This window comes from uncultured Pseudomonas sp. (assembly GCF_913774235.1).
Lineage (GTDB): Bacteria > Pseudomonadota > Gammaproteobacteria > Pseudomonadales > Pseudomonadaceae > Chryseomonas.
The window spans coordinates 1-15,053 of record NZ_CAJYDW010000007.1 but is presented as its reverse complement, the minus strand read 5'-3'; the positions used below and the strand labels follow the sequence as shown (position 1 = coordinate 15,053).

Sequence of the window (15,053 nt, the reverse complement as noted above, 5' to 3'; positions counted from 1 at the left end):
TCCGTGGCGAGTAAGGGATTTTCTTGAGGCTTGTGATGAAAGTTTTTGCAATTATTTTCTTATTTGGTTTTGTGTTTTCTGGCATGGCGTGGGCTGATGAAGAGCAAAAAATAGTACAAGGCTTGGCGAGCTGTCTTTTAGAAAATGCTCCCGCGAAATGGAGCGAGCTTTCCGTGCACTATTCTCGTGATGGCAAAGACGCTAAGGGGCGTAACATTGTTTCTGTTAATCATCTGGTTGAAATAAATGGTGAATTTGTAAAGCTTGAGCCATGTCGCCCGCTGGTTCCCTCTATGCTTGTAGAGAAGTTGAGCAGCACTCTTCCTGTTGATTCGCAGAATTGGAAATCTGTCGATATATCTATCTTCAAGACGGGGGAGTACAAAGTTAACTGGAATCAGCCATAGAGCCGCAGCATGGAAAGCCGCGCAGCGTTTTCCACTGGCATTCTCTCAGTCGTCTAAGTCCCGTATCCATAAAGAAACTGTCTTTGTCGCAATTTGTCGCGGCCATGGGCCGCTCCTACAAAAGAATCGCCCCCTGTAGGAGCGGCCCATGGCCGCGATTGCAACCAAAGTTAAGTCGTAGCGTTTTCCATCGATAAAATTATTACGAACAGTGAACAAGGTATCGGCGTTGTCCACACTACGAATCACTTTTGCATAACCTTTAGATCCGCAGCGTCAGGCTTGCGCCCCGTCCCCGTCAGTGAGGCCGAGTGTAGGTGTCGCGGAGGGGGATGCGAGGCAGGACGCCGAGCAAGGCGCGAGGGGCAGGAGGCCCCTTCGTGCCGTGCCCCCGGAGCGGCACCGGAGCGAGGGGACCCGGAGCGCAGCGGAGGGCCAAAACGTGGGGTGCGCTTTCTTTTGCTTACTTTTCTTTGCGCAAACAAAGAAAAGTGAGTCGCCGGCCAGGCGAAACGAGAGCCCTCAACAAACCCCGATAACTAGCTGAGGCACCCATAAAGCCAAACCCACAGCACCGTTGGGCTTCGACGATGGAGCTGTCTCAACCCAACCTACCTGCCTACACCCCAATCGTCGCCAAGATACTCGCCTGATACGCCGCCACGAAGGTATCGAAATCCCCCTGGGGCGCTGCCTCGATCTCTGCCTGCTCTTCCAGCGACTGCCGCGCCATCTGGGCATAGCAGGCCCGCTCGCCGTCGCTCAGCGGCTGGCTGGCGAAATAGGCCGCGTGAAGCTCGCTCTGGCGCAAGCCGAACGCGGCGAAGCTCTCGTCGCGTTCGCGCAGTTCCTGCAGCACCCGCGCCGATGGCGTCAGGCGGACATCGGCGAATTTCTGCCGCTGCACGGCCACGGCCTGACGATGGGCGTCGCCGCCCAGGCTGGCGTCCAGCGTCTCGGCGCAACGCTCGATCTGGTCGAGCATCTCCGCCGCCCAGTCGATCATGGCGACCGAGGCACCGTGACGTTGCAGGCGTAGGCCCGGCTTGCGGCCTTCGCGGACCACGCTGGCGAAGTTGTCGGTGCATTCGCTGCACTCGCCGTTGAGCGGCGGGCTGCCTTCCAGGGCGCAGTAGAGCAGGAAGGCGTCGAGGAAGAGCGCGGTGGTGGTGTCGATCCCCAGCGGCAGGAAGGGGTCGATGTCCAGGCAACGCACCTCGATGTACTGCACGCCACGCGCCATCAGCGCCTGCACCGGCCGCTCGCCGCTGCGGGTGACCCGTTTCGGGCGGATGGTGGCGTAGTACTCGTTCTCGATCTGCAGGATGTTGGTGTTGAGCTGCACCCACTCGCCGTTCTGGTGGGTACCGATCTCCGCATAGGGCGGGTAGGGCGTGCCCACCGCGCGTCTGAGGCTCTCGGTGTAGGTGGTCAGGTCATTGTAATCCGGCGTCAGGCTGGCCTGGGCGTTGCTCTGGTAGCCCAGGTCGCTCATGCGCAGGCTGGTCGCATAGGGCAGGTATAGCGTCTGGTCGTCCAGAGTCTGCAACTGGTGCGGCCGGCCGCGCAGGAAGCCCGCATCCAGCGCTGGCGAGGCGCCGAATAGATACATCAGCAGCCAGCTGTAGCGGCGGAAGTTACGGATCAGGGCGATATAGCGCGCCGACTGGTAATCACGCGCATCACGCGCATCACCTTCGCTCTGGCGCAACAGCTCCCAGGCCGACTCCGGCAGCGAGAAGTTGTAGTGGATGCCGGCGATGCACTGCATGGTGCGGCTGTAGCGCAGGGCCAGGCCGCGGCGATAGACGTGCTTGAGCCGGCCGATGTTGGAGCTGCCGTAGTCGGCGATGGGAATCTCGTCTTCGGCCGGCAGGGCGCAGGGCATGGAGCCGCTCCACAGCCGCTCGCCGTCGAGCTGGGCGACCGCGGCGCGGTGTACGAGATCCAGCGCCGCCAAGACCTCGGGGGTGCGGGTGCCGGTAGGGGTGATGAATTCCAGCAGCGCCTCGGAGTAGTCCGTGGTGATCTGCGGGTGGGTCAGGGCGGAACCCAGGGCTTCGGGATGGGGCCGCTGGGACAGCTGGCCGCGAACGTCGACGCGCAGGGCCTCGCGTTCGATGCCGTGCAGGCATTCGGTCAGGAGACGGGCATCAGCGCCGAGCAGCGCCAGGCGGCGGGACAGGATATCGCTCAAGTTGACTTCCTTTGGCGGTACTCGCCCCGGGCAGGGTAGAAACCGACTGAAATGTGGAGATCGGCCAGGGCCGACGCGGGGCGGCAGCAGTCACTGCCGCGGTCCGGGTTCAAGCCTCAGACCGCAACCCGCTCAGTTGGCTCCCAGCGTAGCTCAGGCAACGGCAAAGGGCGATATGCGCCGTTTCGCCGCTGCCCGATCTGGCCGGTTACAGGCAGGCGAAGGTCGCCTGGGCCAGGGCGATCAGCTTGTCGCCCTGATGCACCTTGGCTTCCAGCACGTGGGTCTTGCGCCCGGGATGGATTACCTGGGCACGGCAGACCAGTTCACCTTCGCTGACACCGCGCACGTAGTTGACCTTGCACTCCAGGGTCACGCTGCCGGGGCGGCCGTCGAACAGGCTGTGGCTGGCCTGGCCCAGGGCGGTGTCGATCAACGAGAAGAGCGCGCCGCCGTGCAGCTTGCCGTGCAGGTTGATGAGCTGGTCCTGCACGCTCATGCGCACCTCGGACTCGCCCTGTTCGGCCTTGTGGATGGTCATGCCCAGCAGGGTGCTGAAGGCGCTGTCCTTGCCTACGGGAGAACCGCTCATGCTCACTTCCTCAGTTGTTTGGCATTGGCGAACAAAGACGCCATCGCATTGTTGGCCGGGGCCGGTTGGGTCTGGCGCGGCGCACCCTTGTCGGCGCGGGGCTTGCCGCCGTTACCGCGCGCCTGGCCACCGGCTTTGCCGTCGACCTTCTCGCCGGGGGTGTCGCCCATGCGCATGGACAGCCCCACGCGATTGCGCGGCACGTCCACCTCCATCACCTTGACCTTGACGATGTCGCCCGCCTTGACCACCTCGTAGGGATCCTTGACGAACTTCTCCGACAGGGCGCTGATGTGCACCAGGCCGTCCTGATGCACGCCGATGTCGACGAAGGCCCCGAAGTTGGTGACGTTGGTGATGACGCCCTCCAGCACCATGCCGGGCTTGAGGTCGGACAGCTTCTCCACCCCCTCCTGGAACACCGCGGTCTTGAACTCCGGGCGCGGATCGCGGCCAGGCTTGTCCAGTTCCTGGAGGATGTCGGTCACCGTCGGCAGGCCGAAGGTCTCGTCGGTGAACTTCTTCGGATCCAGTCGCTTGAGGAAGCTCGAATCGCCGATCAGCGAGCGGATGTCGCGGCCGGTGTCGGCAGCGATGCGCTGCACCAGCGGATAGGTTTCCGGGTGCACCGCCGAGGCGTCCAGCGGGTTGGTGCCGCTCATTACCCGCAGGAAGCCGGCGGCCTGCTCGAAGGTCTTGTCGCCCAGGCGCGGTACTTTCTTCAAGGCATCACGGGTGGCGAAGGCGCCATTGGCGTCGCGGAATTGCACGATGTTCTGCGCCAGGGTGGCATTCAGGCCGGAAATCCGCGCCAGCAGGGCAGCGGAGGCGGTGTTCACGTCCACGCCCACGGCGTTCACGCAATCTTCCACCACGGCATCCAGGCTGCGCGCCAGCTTGAGTTGGGAGACGTCGTGCTGGTACTGGCCGACGCCGATCGACTTGGGCTCGATCTTCACCAGCTCGGCCAACGGATCCTGCAGGCGACGGGCAATGGACACGGCGCCGCGCAGGGAGACGTCCAGATCGGGAAATTCCCGGGCAGCCAGTTCCGACGCGGAATACACCGAGGCACCGGCTTCGCTGACCATCACCTTGGTCAGGCCCAGGCCCGGATACTTGCTGATCAGCTCGCCGGCCAGCTTGTCGGTCTCGCGGCTGGCGGTGCCGTTGCCAATGGCGATCAGGTCGACGCCATGCTTGGTGCAAAGCACGCCCAGGGTGGCCAGGGTCTGGTCCCACTGGTTCTTCGGTGCATGGGGATAGACGGTGTCGGTAGCCAGCAGCTTGCCGGTGGCATCCACCACGGCGACCTTGCAGCCGGTACGCAGACCCGGGTCCAGCGCCAGGGTAGTACGCGGACCGGCCGGCGCGGCCAGCAGCAGGTCGTGCAGGTTGCGGGCGAACACCGCGATGGCTTCGTCCTCGGCCTTCTCGCGCAATTCACCGAGCAGATCGGTTTCCAGGGAGGTATAGAGCTTGACCTTCCAGGTCCAGCGCACCACCTCGGAAAGCCACTTGTCCGCGGCGCGACCTTCGTTCTTCAGGCCGAAGTGCGTGGCGATCAGGCCTTCGCAGGGATGGGCAATGCCCGGGCCTTCTTCGCCGAGCTTGAGCGCGGCACTGAGGATGCCCTCGTTACGGCCGCGGAAGATTGCCAGGGCGCGGTGCGATGGCACGGCCTTGAAGGGTTCGTCGTGCTCGAAATAGTCGCTGAACTTGGCGCCCTCGGTCTCCTTGCCGGGGATCAAACGGGCGCTGAGGATGGCGTCCTGCTGCAGCACGCTACGCAGCCGGGCCAGCAGGTCGGCGTCCTCGGCGAAGCGCTCCATGAGGATGTACTTGGCGCCTTCCAGGGCGGCTTTCACGTCCGCCACGCCCTTGTCGGCGTCGACATAGGCGGCCGCCTCGCGCTCCGGATTCAGCGTCGGATCGCCCAGCAGGGCGTCAGCCAGCGGGCCGAGGCCGGCTTCCAGGGCGATCTGGCCCTTGGTGCGGCGCTTCTGCTTGTAGGGCAGGTAGAGGTCTTCCAGGCGCGTCTTGGTATCGGCCAGGTTGATCTCCCGGGCCAGCTCGGCGGTCAGCTTGCCCTGCTCCTCGATGCTGGCCAGTACCGCCGCGCGGCGGTCTTCCAGTTCGCGCAGGTAGCGCAGGCGCTCTTCGAGATGACGCAGCTGGGTGTCGTCCAGGCTGCCGGTGACTTCCTTGCGGTAACGGGCGATGAAGGGCACGGTCGACCCTTCGTCGAGCAGGGCCACGGCGGCGGCGACCTGTTGCGGGCGGGCGCCGAGCTCTTCGGCGATGCGGCTATTGATATCCATCTGGCTACCTGGCTTGCACGAGAAAAAGCGGGCGGCAGTATACCCGAGCCCGTCGGGCTGCCGCTTCCTGTGCCACCGCCGCCGCCCGCGACCGGGCAAAATCTGCTAACAATGGCCCAACGCCGCTGTCGGATGGCCTACGGCATAATCCAGTGCTAGATCACAAGGAGCTATTATGAGCACCACCGCTGCCCCGGAAGGTGAAAAGATCCTGGTCGTCGACGACGACGCCCGGCTACGCCGCCTCTTGGAGCGTTTTCTTGCCGAGCAGGGCTATCGCGTGCGCACCGTCGAGAGCGCCGAGCAGATGGACCGTCTGCTGGCCCGCGAGGTTTTCAACCTGGTCGTCCTCGATCTGATGATGCCCGGCGAAGACGGCCTGTCCGCCTGCGGCCGGCTGCGCGAGAGCGGCAATCGCATTCCCATCATCATGCTGACCGCCAAGGGCGATGAAGGCAGCCGGATCCAGGGCCTCGACCAGGGCGCCGACGACTACCTGGCCAAGCCCTTCAACCCGTTGGAACTGGTGGCTCGCATCAAGGCCGTACTACGCCGTCAGGCCCCCGTGGTGCCCGGTGCTCCCGCCGGTACCGACGAGGTGGTGACCTTCGGCGACTACGCCCTGCATCTGGCGACCCGCGAACTCAAGCGCGGCGAAGAGACCCACATGCTCACCACCGGCGAATTCGCCGTGCTCAAGGCGCTGGTCGACCACGCCCGCGAGCCGCTGACCCGCGACAAGCTGATGAACCTGGCCCGCGGCCGCGAATGGGATGCCCTGGAGCGCTCCATCGATGTCCAGATCTCCCGCCTGCGCCGGATGATCGAGCCCGACCCGTCCAAGCCGCGCTACATCCAGACCGTCTGGGGCGTGGGCTACGTCTTCGTGCCGGACGGCGCCGGCAAGTAGGATAGGTGCCGGGGCAGCCCGCCCCGGCAGATCCTTGCTTAAGCGAACAGCCCTTGGTGCACACCCACCAGCAGGAAAATTCCCAGCAGGGCGCGGTAGATGATGAAGGGCCAGGTCGAGAAGCGCTCGAGAAAGCGCATCAGGCCCCAGATCGCCGCGAAGGCCGACAGACTCGCCACCACCAGTCCCACCAGCAGCAGTGACCAGGCCTCGGCCGGGATGTGCGCGTGCCAGAGCACCACCAGCTCCTTGAGTCCGGCCAGGGCGATGGCCGGCAGGCCGAGCAGGAAGGAAAAGCGCGCGGCTTCCTCGCGACGCAGATTGAGGAACATGGCGGCGGTCAGCGTCGAGCCCGAGCGGGACACACCCGGAATCAGCGCGCCGACCTGGGCGATCCCCACGATCAGCGCATCGCGCAGGCGCATCTGCGAAATGTCGCGATTGTGGCGGCAGAGGCGTTCGGCCAGGGCCAGCAATACCGCCATACCCAGGCAGGCATAACCGATCACGCTGAGGCCACGCAGTGGCGAGTCGCAGGCGTTGAGCAGGGGAGCCAGCAAGAGTCCCGCAATACAAATGGGAATGGTCGCCAGCACGATCATCACCGCCAGCAGGAAGTCCGGGCTGTTGAAGTCGCGCTGGCGAACCGCCGTCAGGCTGCCGCGGGTGACGCCGCTGACATCCCGCCAGAAATAGCTGATCACCGCCGCCAGCGCCGCCATCTGCATGGCGGCGGAAAAGGCCGAACCGGGATCGCGCCAGCCCAGCAGGGCCGGCACCACCCGCATGTGCGCGGTGGACGAAATGGGCAGCAGCTCGGTGATACCCTGCACCACCCCGAGAAAGGCGATCTGGGCGTAGCTGAGCGAGGCGAAGCCGATGTCCAGGCCGGTCTGGCAGATGTCGGACACGAGAGAACTCCAGGTCGAAGGAAAGGAATGGGCGAGCAAATGTATCCGAATATTTCCATGTCTGGCTGTCTATCTGGGCTCTGCAACGCCAGAGGTTGTGATGGCTTTCGCGCCGTTTCGCTCAGGAAATTCTTTCGATGAAGGTGCCCAGCTGGTTTCCCCAGAGTTTTTTCGCCCGCTCGCTGTGGATGGTTCTGCTCGCGGTGCTCTTCTCCAAGGCGCTGACGCTGGTCTATCTGCTGCTCAACGAAGACGTCTTGGTCGACCGCCAGTACAGCCACGGCGCCGCCCTGACGCTCAGGGCCTACTGGGCCACGCCGGAGAGCGAGCGGCCGCGGATCGCCCAGGCCGCCGGCCTGCGCTACGAATCGCCGGAAACCGTACCGGCCGGGGAATATCACTGGCCCTACAGCGAGATCTTCGAACGCCAGATGAAGCAGGAACTGGGGGAAGACACCGAGGTGCGGGTGCGGGTCCAGCATGGTCCGGCCATGTGGGTGCTGGCGCCAACCCTTGGTCCTGACTGGATCAAGATTCCGCTGATGGCCCATCCCCTGCGTGGCCAGCACATCTGGAGCGTGCTTGGCTGGTTCCTGGCCATCGGCCTGCTGTCCACCCTTGCCGCCTGGGTCTTCGTCCGCCAGCTCAATCAACCCCTGCGGCGTTTGGTGAATGCCGCCCGCGAACTGGGCAAGGGGCGCAGCGTGCGCTTGCCGGAGACCGATGCCCCCAGCGAAATCCAAGACGTCTACCACGCCTTCAACCAGATGGCCGAGGACGTCGAACAGGCCGGGCGCGAGCGTGAGCTGATGCTGGCCGGGGTATCCCATGATCTGCGTACGCCCCTGACTCGGCTGCGCCTGGCGGTGGAACTGATGCCACCCGCCGAGCGCGAAGAAGCCGAGGACATGATCCGCGACATCGAGGACATGAACGCCATCCTCGACCAGTTCCTCGCCTTCGTTCGCGATGGCCGCGACGAGCCCCAGGAGCTCACCAATATCAACGAGCTGGCTCGCCAGGTAGTCGCCCCCTACAACCAGGAAAAGGAGCGGGTACGGCTGATGCTCGACGTCCTGCCACCGCTGCCGGTGCGGCGCATCTCCTTCAAGCGACTGCTGACCAACCTGGTGGAAAACGCCCTGCGTCATGGCGGTGGCGGCGGTATCGAGGTAGTCGGCCAGGTCGCTGGCTCCGCCACGGCGCCCTATGTCGCCCTGAGCGTGATGGATCGCGGCCCCGGCATCGATCCCAAGGATCTGCAGGACATCTTCAATCCCTTCACCCGCGGCAATCGCGCCCGCACCGTCAGCGGCTCCGGCTTGGGCCTCGCCATCGTCAAGCGCATTGCCGCCCAGCACGGCGGTAGCGCCGAATTGCGCAATCGTGAAGGAGGAGGGGTGGAAGCCCGGGTGCTGCTGCCCCTGGGCCTGCTGCTACCGCGTAGCGCCAGCTGACCAGACGTTATCGCGGCCATGAACCGCTCCTACAGGCTGGCCCCATGCCGTAGGAGCGGCCCATGGCCGCGATCAGTGCGTGGTTGGGCTGAGCGCTAGCGAAGACCAACACCCCGCGCCCAAAGTCTTCACCCCTTGCCCTTGGTCCGCGTCAGCCCCGGCTCGGCGTTCTTCTCCAGGTACTCGATGATGATCCCGGCCACGTCCTTGCCGGTGGTCTGCTCGATACCTTCCAGGCCCGGCGAGGAATTCACCTCCATCACCAGCGGGCCATGATTGGATCTGAGGATGTCCACCCCGGCCACGCTCAAGCCCATGGCCCGGGCTGCGCGCAGGGCGGTCATGCGTTCCTCGGGAGTGATCTTGATCAGGCTGGCGGTTCCGCCCCGGTGCAGGTTCGAACGGAATTCGCCCGGTGCCGCCTGGCGCTTCATTGCCGCGATCACCTTGTCGCCCACCACGAAGCAGCGAATGTCCGCGCCGCCCGCTTCGCGGATGTACTCCTGCACCATGATGTTCTGCTTGAGGCCCATGAACGCCTCGATCACCGATTCTGCCGCCTTCTCGGTCTCGCACAGCACCACCCCGATGCCCTGGGTACCCTCCAGCACCTTGATTACCAGTGGCGCGCCGCCGACCATCTGGATCAGGTCCGGGACGTCGTCCGGCGAATGGGCGAAGCCCGTCACCGGCAGGCCGATGCCCTTGCGCGAGAGCAACTGCAGGGAGCGCAACTTGTCCCGCGAACGGCTGATGGCCACGCTCTCGTTCAGCGGAAAGACCCCTTGCATCTCGAACTGCCGCAGCACCGCGCAGCCGTAGAAGGTGACCGAGGCGCCGATGCGTGGGATGACCGCGTCGAAGCCTTCCAGGGGTTTGCCACGATAGTGGATCTGCGGCTTGTGACTGGCGATGTTCATGTACGCGCGCAAGGTGTCGACCACCACCACCTCGTGGCCGCGGCTGACGCCGGCTTCGACCAGGCGCCGGGTGGAGTACAGATTGGGATTACGCGAGAGAACGGCGATTTTCATGGGGCACCGGAGGCCGGAGTGAGGGACAACTGGGGTTTGTCTTGCGCATAGGAGACGGCCGGATTCACCAATAGGCCACCCTCGATCAAGGCTTTCGAGCCGAGCAGCATGCGATAACGCATGTTTTTGCGGCAGGCCAGGGTGAACTCCACCGGCCATTGCCGCTGGCCGAGGGCGAGGTGAGTGCGGATCACATAGCGGGTCTGGGCGATGCCGTTGGAACTGCGAATGGTCTTCTTGGCCACCAAGGGTGCCTCGCAGTGCCGGTGGCGGGACTGCACCAGGGTGCCCAGGTGCACGGTGAACCTCACCCAGCGCTGCTTGCCACGCATGAAAGGCTGGACTTCCGTGGCGTGCAGCGCCGAGGTGCTGGCGCCGGTATCGATCTTCGCGCGCAGGCCCACCACGCCGAGATCGGGCAGGGCCACCCATTCGCTCAGGCCGATAATGGCCAGTTCGGCAGAATTGCTCATCGAAGCTCCTTGAAATCAGTGCCCTCCGCCTAAATGTTGCGGATCGACGAGCTGTTTGAAAGCGGGTTTGGCGAAGAGATAGCCCTGCATCAGGTCGATGCTCAGGTCTCTCAGGCAATCTCGCTCGGCGATCGTTTCCACGCCCTCGGCCACTACCCGTGTGCCCAGCTCGTCGCACATGCCGATCACATGGCGCACGATGGTACGGCGGACGCGGTCTTGGTCGATGTCGCGGATGAGTGCCATGTCGAGCTTGACCAGGTCCGGCTGGAATTCGGCCAGCAGCGTCAGCCCCGAATGACCGGCGCCGAAATCGTCGATGGCGGTCTTGAAGCCGAACTGCTGGTACTCGCGCAGGATGCCGGTGAGATGGTCGCTGGACACGTGCTCCGTCTCCACCGTCTCGAAAATCAGCCGTTCCAGGGGAAAGGCATGTTCACGAGCGGCGGCCAGGGTACTGCGAATGCACAGCTCCGGGCGATAGACGGCATTGGGCAGGAAATTGATCGACAGGTGTTCCTGCAGACCCAGGGCGGCCGCGGTAGCGATGGCCTTGGTCCGGCAGAGTTGGTCGAAGCGGTATCTGTTGCTGTCGGTCACCTGACTGAGCACCGACATCGCGCCTTCGCCGGTCGGTCCGCGCACCAGTGCTTCCCGGGCGAAGACCGTGCCTTTGCCCAGGTCCACGATGGGCTGGTAGGCAAAGTCGAAGTCGAAGCCCAGGGGTTCCGACTGCTGGCACCCCGCGCAGCGGGTCTGGCCGGTCAGGTCGGAAGGGAAGAAGGTGGTCATGGCTCTCCAGAGGCGCGCTTGCAGCGTCGGTCTGATGGTTTAGAGTTCTTGGAAAGAGTCTGAGACTCGATAGAGGATCTTTTATTCGATGCATGCAGTAGATCACACTGAAGAGCGGATGCGCCTTGATAAATGGCTCTGGGCGGCCCGTTTTTTCAAGACCCGCGCCCTGGCTAAGGCTGCCCTGGAAGGCGGCAAGGTCCAGTGCCGTGGCGAGCGCTGCAAGCCCAGCAAGGAGCCTAGGGTCGGCGACGTCCTCACCATCCGCCAGGGCTATGACGACAAGACGGTCGTCATCCTCGCCCTGTCGCAGAATCGACGGGGCGCCCCCGAGGCTCAGCAGCTCTATGAAGAGACGCCGGAGAGCGTCGAGGCGCGCGAGCAGGCCGCCGCAGCGCGCAAGGCCGGCAATCTCGGCGTACAAACCGACGGACGGCCTACCAAGAAACAACGCCGGCAGATCCACCAATTCCGCGACTACGTCCACCCGTTCAACGACTGAGTCAGTCCGACTCGGCGGATTTTTCCAACGGCACGGCCGCCATCATGCCTTTGCCGGCAGCCATGGACGGCTCCGTTCGGGCACTCTTCCTTATATATAGGTAGTTCATGACTTCCCGCGATTTCACCCAACGTTTCCTGTTCGACGAGACCGACGTCCGTGGCGAACTGGCCACCCTGGACCGCAGTTACGCCGAAGTGCTAGCCAAGCATCCCTACCCTGAGCCGGTCGCTCAGTTGCTCGGCGAGATGCTCGCTGCCGCGGCCCTGCTGTGCGGCACCCTCAAGCTCGACGGACTGTTGGTGCTCCAGGCCCGCTCCAGCGGCCCCATCCCACTGTTGATGGTGGAATGCTCCAGCAACCGCGAAGTGCGCGGTATCGCCCGTTACGAAGAGGGGGCGATCACTACTGCCGCCTCCCTCGGCGAACTCATGCCGGACGGCGTGCTGGCCTTGACCATCGATCCGCGTCACGGTCAGCGCTATCAGGGCATAGTGCCCTTGGAAGGAGTCAACCTGGCCGAATGCCTGTCGGGCTACTTCGCCACCTCCGAGCAGCTGCCCACGCGCTTCTGGCTGAATGCCGACGGCCGTCGTGCCCGTGGCCTGCTGTTGCAGCAGCTGCCGCCGGCGCGGGTCAAGGACGCCCAGGCCCGTCAGGAGAGCTGGGAGCATGTCGTCACCCTGGCCGACACCCTCACGGCGGAAGAACTGCTCGGGCTGGACAACGAAGTCATCCTGCACCGCCTGTTCCATGAAGAGACCGTGCGCCTGTTCGACGAGCAGGGCGTGGCCTTCAACTGCAGTTGCTCCCGTGATCGCGCCGCCAATGCCCTGGTCAGCATGGGCCGTCCGGACGTGGAATCGCTACTGGATGAACAGCAGGGGCGAATTCTGGTCGATTGTCAGTTTTGCAACGAGCAACAGGTCTTCGACGCCGCCGATATCGCGCAGATTTTTGCGGGTGGCGGCACGCAAACGCCCGGAAATACCCGCCACTAGCCGTTGCAATTGCCCGAAGGCTTTCTGGCATAATCCTGCAACGTGTAGTTCTGTCGTGTAAGAGCTACAAGCATGAGGAACGGCCCAGGGCCATGGGGAACGAAATGACGAAAGCCAACGTGTATACCGATATCAGCGTCGCGCAGCTTGTGGAAGAGTCTCTGCGCCGTGGCGAGGGAGAGCTGGCCGATAACGGCTCGCTGGTCGTCAGGACTGGACATCGCACGGGGCGTTCGCCGGTTGATCGCTTCATCGTCGAGGAAGCTTCCACGCGCGATGCCATCCATTGGGGGCCGATCAACCGGCCGTTCCCGGAGGACAAGTTCGCGCCGCTGTGGGAGCGCGTCAGCGCCTACCTGGACGAGCGCGATCAGTTCGTCTCCCATGTGCATGTAGGTGCCGATGTCGAGCACTACCTGCCCGTGATCATGCGTACCGAGACCGCCTGGCACAACCTCTTCGGTCGTTGCCTGTTCATCAACCCGGCCCAGTACGATCCCCAGTCCAAGCCGGCCTGGGAAATCATCAACGCGCCGGGCTTCGTCTGCGAGCCCGAGCGGGATGGCACCAACTCCGACGGTACCGTCATCATCAACTTCGCTGCGCGCAAGGTGCTGATCGCCGGCATGCGCTACGCGGGCGAGATGAAGAAGGCCATGTTCTCCGTGCAGAACTTCCTGCTGCCGGAAAAGGACGTGCTGCCGATGCACTGCGCCGCCAACGTTGGCGAGGACGGTGACGTCACCCTGTTCTTCGGTCTGTCCGGTACCGGCAAGACCACCCTGTCCGCCGACCAGAGCCGCTACCTCATCGGTGACGACGAGCACGGTTGGGGCGTGGGTACCGTCTTCAACATGGAGGGTGGTTGCTACGCCAAGTGCATCGACCTGTCCGAGAAGAACGAGCCGGTCATCTGGAAGGCCATCCAATTCGGTGCGGTGCTGGAAAACGTGGTGCTCGATGAGCAGACCCGTACGCCCAACTACGCCGACGACAGCCTGACCCAGAACAGTCGTGCGGCCTATCCCCGCGAGCTGATCGACAAGCGCGCCGAGCACAACCTGGGCGGCGAGCCCAATGCGGTCATCTTCCTGACCTGCGACCTCACCGGCGTGCTGCCCCCGGTATCCATCCTCAATAACGAACAGGCGGCCTATCACTTCCTGTCCGGTTACACCGCCCTGGTCGGCTCGACCGAGATGGGCTCCGGCCCCGGCATCAAGTCCACCTTCTCCACCTGCTTCGGTGCGCCCTTCTTCCCGCGTCCCGCGGCAGAGTACGCCGAGTTGCTGATCAAGCGTATCCAGGGCTTCGGTTCCAAGGTGTACCTGGTCAACACCGGCTGGACCGGCGGCGGCTATGGCGTGGGCAAGCGCTTCAACATTCCCACCACTCGTGCCGTGATCGCTGCCATCCAGAGTGGCGCGCTCATCGATACCGAGACCCGTCACGTGCCGGTGATCAACCTCGACGTGCCGGTCGCAGTACCCGGTGTGGATACCGTCCTGCTCAACCCGCGCGACACCTGGCAGGATGGCGAGGCCTACGACGCTGCGGCGCGTGAGCTGGCAGGCAAGTTCATCGAGAACTTCAAGAAGTTTTCCGGCATCTCCGACGCCATCCGTGCGGCAGGCCCCCAGCTTTAATAGGAGCTGCTGTATGCAGGCAAAGGCCGCCGCTATGGCGGCCTTTGTTTTTTAAGCTTTTTTTGCATTTCGGGGTTGCATAGCCCCGCCGGGTTGCATAAACTGCGCCCGCTTTCGCCGATAACGCCAGTGTGCGAAGCGAAAGCACTGATTGTTAAGGAGATTTTGAAAAATCCCTTGACAAGAGGAGGGCAGATGAGCAAAATGCCGCCTCACTTTGGAGGGGTTCCCGAGTGGCCAAAGGGATCAGACTGTAAATCTGACGTCGCAGACTTCGAAGGTTCGAATCCTTCCCCCTCCACCAGATTGCTAGAGCGCTTAGGCTCTGCGGGTATAGTTCAGTGGTAGAACCTCAGCCTTCCAAGCTGATGATGCGGGTTCGATTCCCGCTACCCGCTCCAGTTTGACTGGCAAATGTTTCGCTCATGTAGCTCAGTTGGTAGAGCACACCCTTGGTAAGGGTGAGGTCAGCGGTTCAAATCCGCTCATGAGCTCCATCTTAAAAAGGCAGATATGAAAATATCTGCCTTTGTTTTAATGGCGGCATTGCTTTGCTCAATTCGTGAAGGGAGAGAGTGTCGATGGCTAAAGAAAAGTTCGAACGTAACAAACCGCACCTGAACGTGGGCACCATCGGTCACGTTGACCATGGCAAGACCACGCTGACCGCAGCGCTGACCAAAGTCTGTGCCGACACCTGGGGCGGTTCCGCTCGTGGTTTCGACCAGATCGATAACGCGCCGGAAGAAAAGGCTCGCGGTATCACCATCAACACCTCCCACGTTGAGTACGACTCGGCGATCCGTCACT

At 63.4% G+C, this 15,053-nt stretch carries 14 protein-coding genes and 3 tRNA genes; 10 read left to right on the top strand and 7 right to left on the bottom strand.

Going from position 1 to position 15,053, the window contains the following annotated elements:
• Positions 1-35: 35 nt before the first annotated feature.
• Positions 36-407, top strand: coding sequence for a hypothetical protein (locus QZ471_RS07195; protein WP_295462216.1), 372 nt, complete (start codon positions 36-38; stop codon positions 405-407).
• 619 nt (positions 408-1,026) lie between these two features.
• Here the strand turns inward: QZ471_RS07195 and gshA are convergent.
• The 3 genes from gshA to QZ471_RS07180 all read right to left on the bottom strand — a co-directional run bounded on the left by gshA (position 1,027) and on the right by QZ471_RS07180 (position 5,517).
• A complete protein-coding gene (gene gshA / locus QZ471_RS07190; protein WP_295462214.1) occupies positions 1,027-2,604 on the bottom strand; it encodes a glutamate--cysteine ligase in 1,578 nt (525 codons plus the stop codon).
• A 208-nt stretch (positions 2,605-2,812) separates the two neighbouring features.
• Positions 2,813-3,196, bottom strand: a complete 384-nt coding sequence (locus QZ471_RS07185) for a PaaI family thioesterase (RefSeq protein ID WP_058767820.1) — start codon at positions 3,194-3,196, stop codon at positions 2,813-2,815.
• 2 nt (positions 3,197-3,198) lie between these two features.
• Entirely contained in the window at positions 3,199-5,517 is a 2,319-nt protein-coding gene (locus tag QZ471_RS07180) for a Tex family protein (protein ID WP_295462212.1), read from the bottom strand.
• Positions 5,518-5,692: 175 nt separating this feature from the next.
• Here QZ471_RS07180 and ompR point away from each other — a divergent pair, with 175 nt between their 5' ends.
• The gene (gene ompR / locus QZ471_RS07175) at positions 5,693-6,427 is read left to right on the top strand and encodes a two-component system response regulator OmpR (RefSeq protein ID WP_058767818.1); all 735 of its coding nucleotides are present in this window, start codon (positions 5,693-5,695) and stop codon (positions 6,425-6,427) included.
• A 38-nt stretch (positions 6,428-6,465) separates the two neighbouring features.
• Here the strand turns inward: ompR and QZ471_RS07170 are convergent, their stop codons facing one another.
• Positions 6,466-7,338, bottom strand: coding sequence for an undecaprenyl-diphosphate phosphatase (locus QZ471_RS07170; protein WP_295462210.1), 873 nt, complete (start codon positions 7,336-7,338; stop codon positions 6,466-6,468).
• Positions 7,339-7,475: 137 nt separating this feature from the next.
• On the opposite strand from QZ471_RS07170, the gene QZ471_RS07165 reads away from it, so the two are divergent.
• Positions 7,476-8,795 carry an ATP-binding protein gene (locus QZ471_RS07165; RefSeq protein ID WP_295462209.1) on the top strand — a complete coding sequence of 440 codons (1,320 nt, stop codon included), beginning with the start codon at positions 7,476-7,478 and terminating at the stop codon, positions 8,793-8,795.
• A gap of 128 nt (positions 8,796-8,923) precedes the next feature.
• Here QZ471_RS07165 and rimK read toward each other — a convergent pair whose 3' ends face one another.
• The 3 genes from rimK to QZ471_RS07150 are packed head-to-tail and all read right to left on the bottom strand — an operon-like array spanning position 8,924 to position 11,094.
• On the bottom strand, positions 8,924-9,829 hold the full coding sequence (rimK, locus tag QZ471_RS07160; protein ID WP_295462207.1) for a 30S ribosomal protein S6--L-glutamate ligase: 906 nt from the start codon (positions 9,827-9,829) through the stop codon (positions 8,924-8,926).
• Positions 9,826-10,302 (bottom strand): ATP-dependent zinc protease, encoded by a 477-nt coding sequence (locus QZ471_RS07155; protein WP_059232166.1) that lies wholly within the window; start codon positions 10,300-10,302, stop codon positions 9,826-9,828. The genes rimK and QZ471_RS07155 overlap by 4 nt, the downstream gene beginning before the upstream one ends.
• A gap of 15 nt (positions 10,303-10,317) precedes the next feature.
• A complete protein-coding gene (locus tag QZ471_RS07150; RefSeq protein ID WP_295462205.1) occupies positions 10,318-11,094 on the bottom strand; it encodes an EAL domain-containing protein in 777 nt (258 codons plus the stop codon).
• Positions 11,095-11,182: 88 nt separating this feature from the next.
• On the opposite strand from QZ471_RS07150, the gene QZ471_RS07145 reads away from it, so the two are divergent.
• The 7 genes from QZ471_RS07145 to QZ471_RS07115 all read left to right on the top strand — a co-directional run.
• Positions 11,183-11,596 carry an RNA-binding S4 domain-containing protein gene (locus QZ471_RS07145; protein ID WP_295462203.1) on the top strand — a complete coding sequence of 138 codons (414 nt, stop codon included), beginning with the start codon at positions 11,183-11,185 and terminating at the stop codon, positions 11,594-11,596.
• A 107-nt stretch (positions 11,597-11,703) separates the two neighbouring features.
• Positions 11,704-12,597, top strand: coding sequence for an Hsp33 family molecular chaperone HslO (hslO, locus tag QZ471_RS07140; RefSeq protein ID WP_295462201.1), 894 nt, complete (start codon positions 11,704-11,706; stop codon positions 12,595-12,597).
• Between the two features lie 104 nt (positions 12,598-12,701).
• Positions 12,702-14,243: a phosphoenolpyruvate carboxykinase gene (locus QZ471_RS07135; RefSeq protein WP_295462199.1), complete on the top strand. Its 1,542-nt coding sequence runs from the start codon at positions 12,702-12,704 to the stop codon at positions 14,241-14,243.
• A 219-nt stretch (positions 14,244-14,462) separates the two neighbouring features.
• A tRNA-Tyr gene (locus QZ471_RS07130) sits at positions 14,463-14,547 on the top strand.
• A 23-nt stretch (positions 14,548-14,570) separates the two neighbouring features.
• Positions 14,571-14,644: transfer RNA gene (locus QZ471_RS07125), tRNA-Gly, on the top strand.
• A 20-nt stretch (positions 14,645-14,664) separates the two neighbouring features.
• Positions 14,665-14,740 (top strand) — tRNA-Thr (locus QZ471_RS07120).
• An 84-nt stretch (positions 14,741-14,824) separates the two neighbouring features.
• A partial coding sequence (locus QZ471_RS07115) for a GTP-binding protein (protein ID WP_288472443.1) occupies positions 14,825-15,053 on the top strand: 229 nt, incomplete at its 3' end.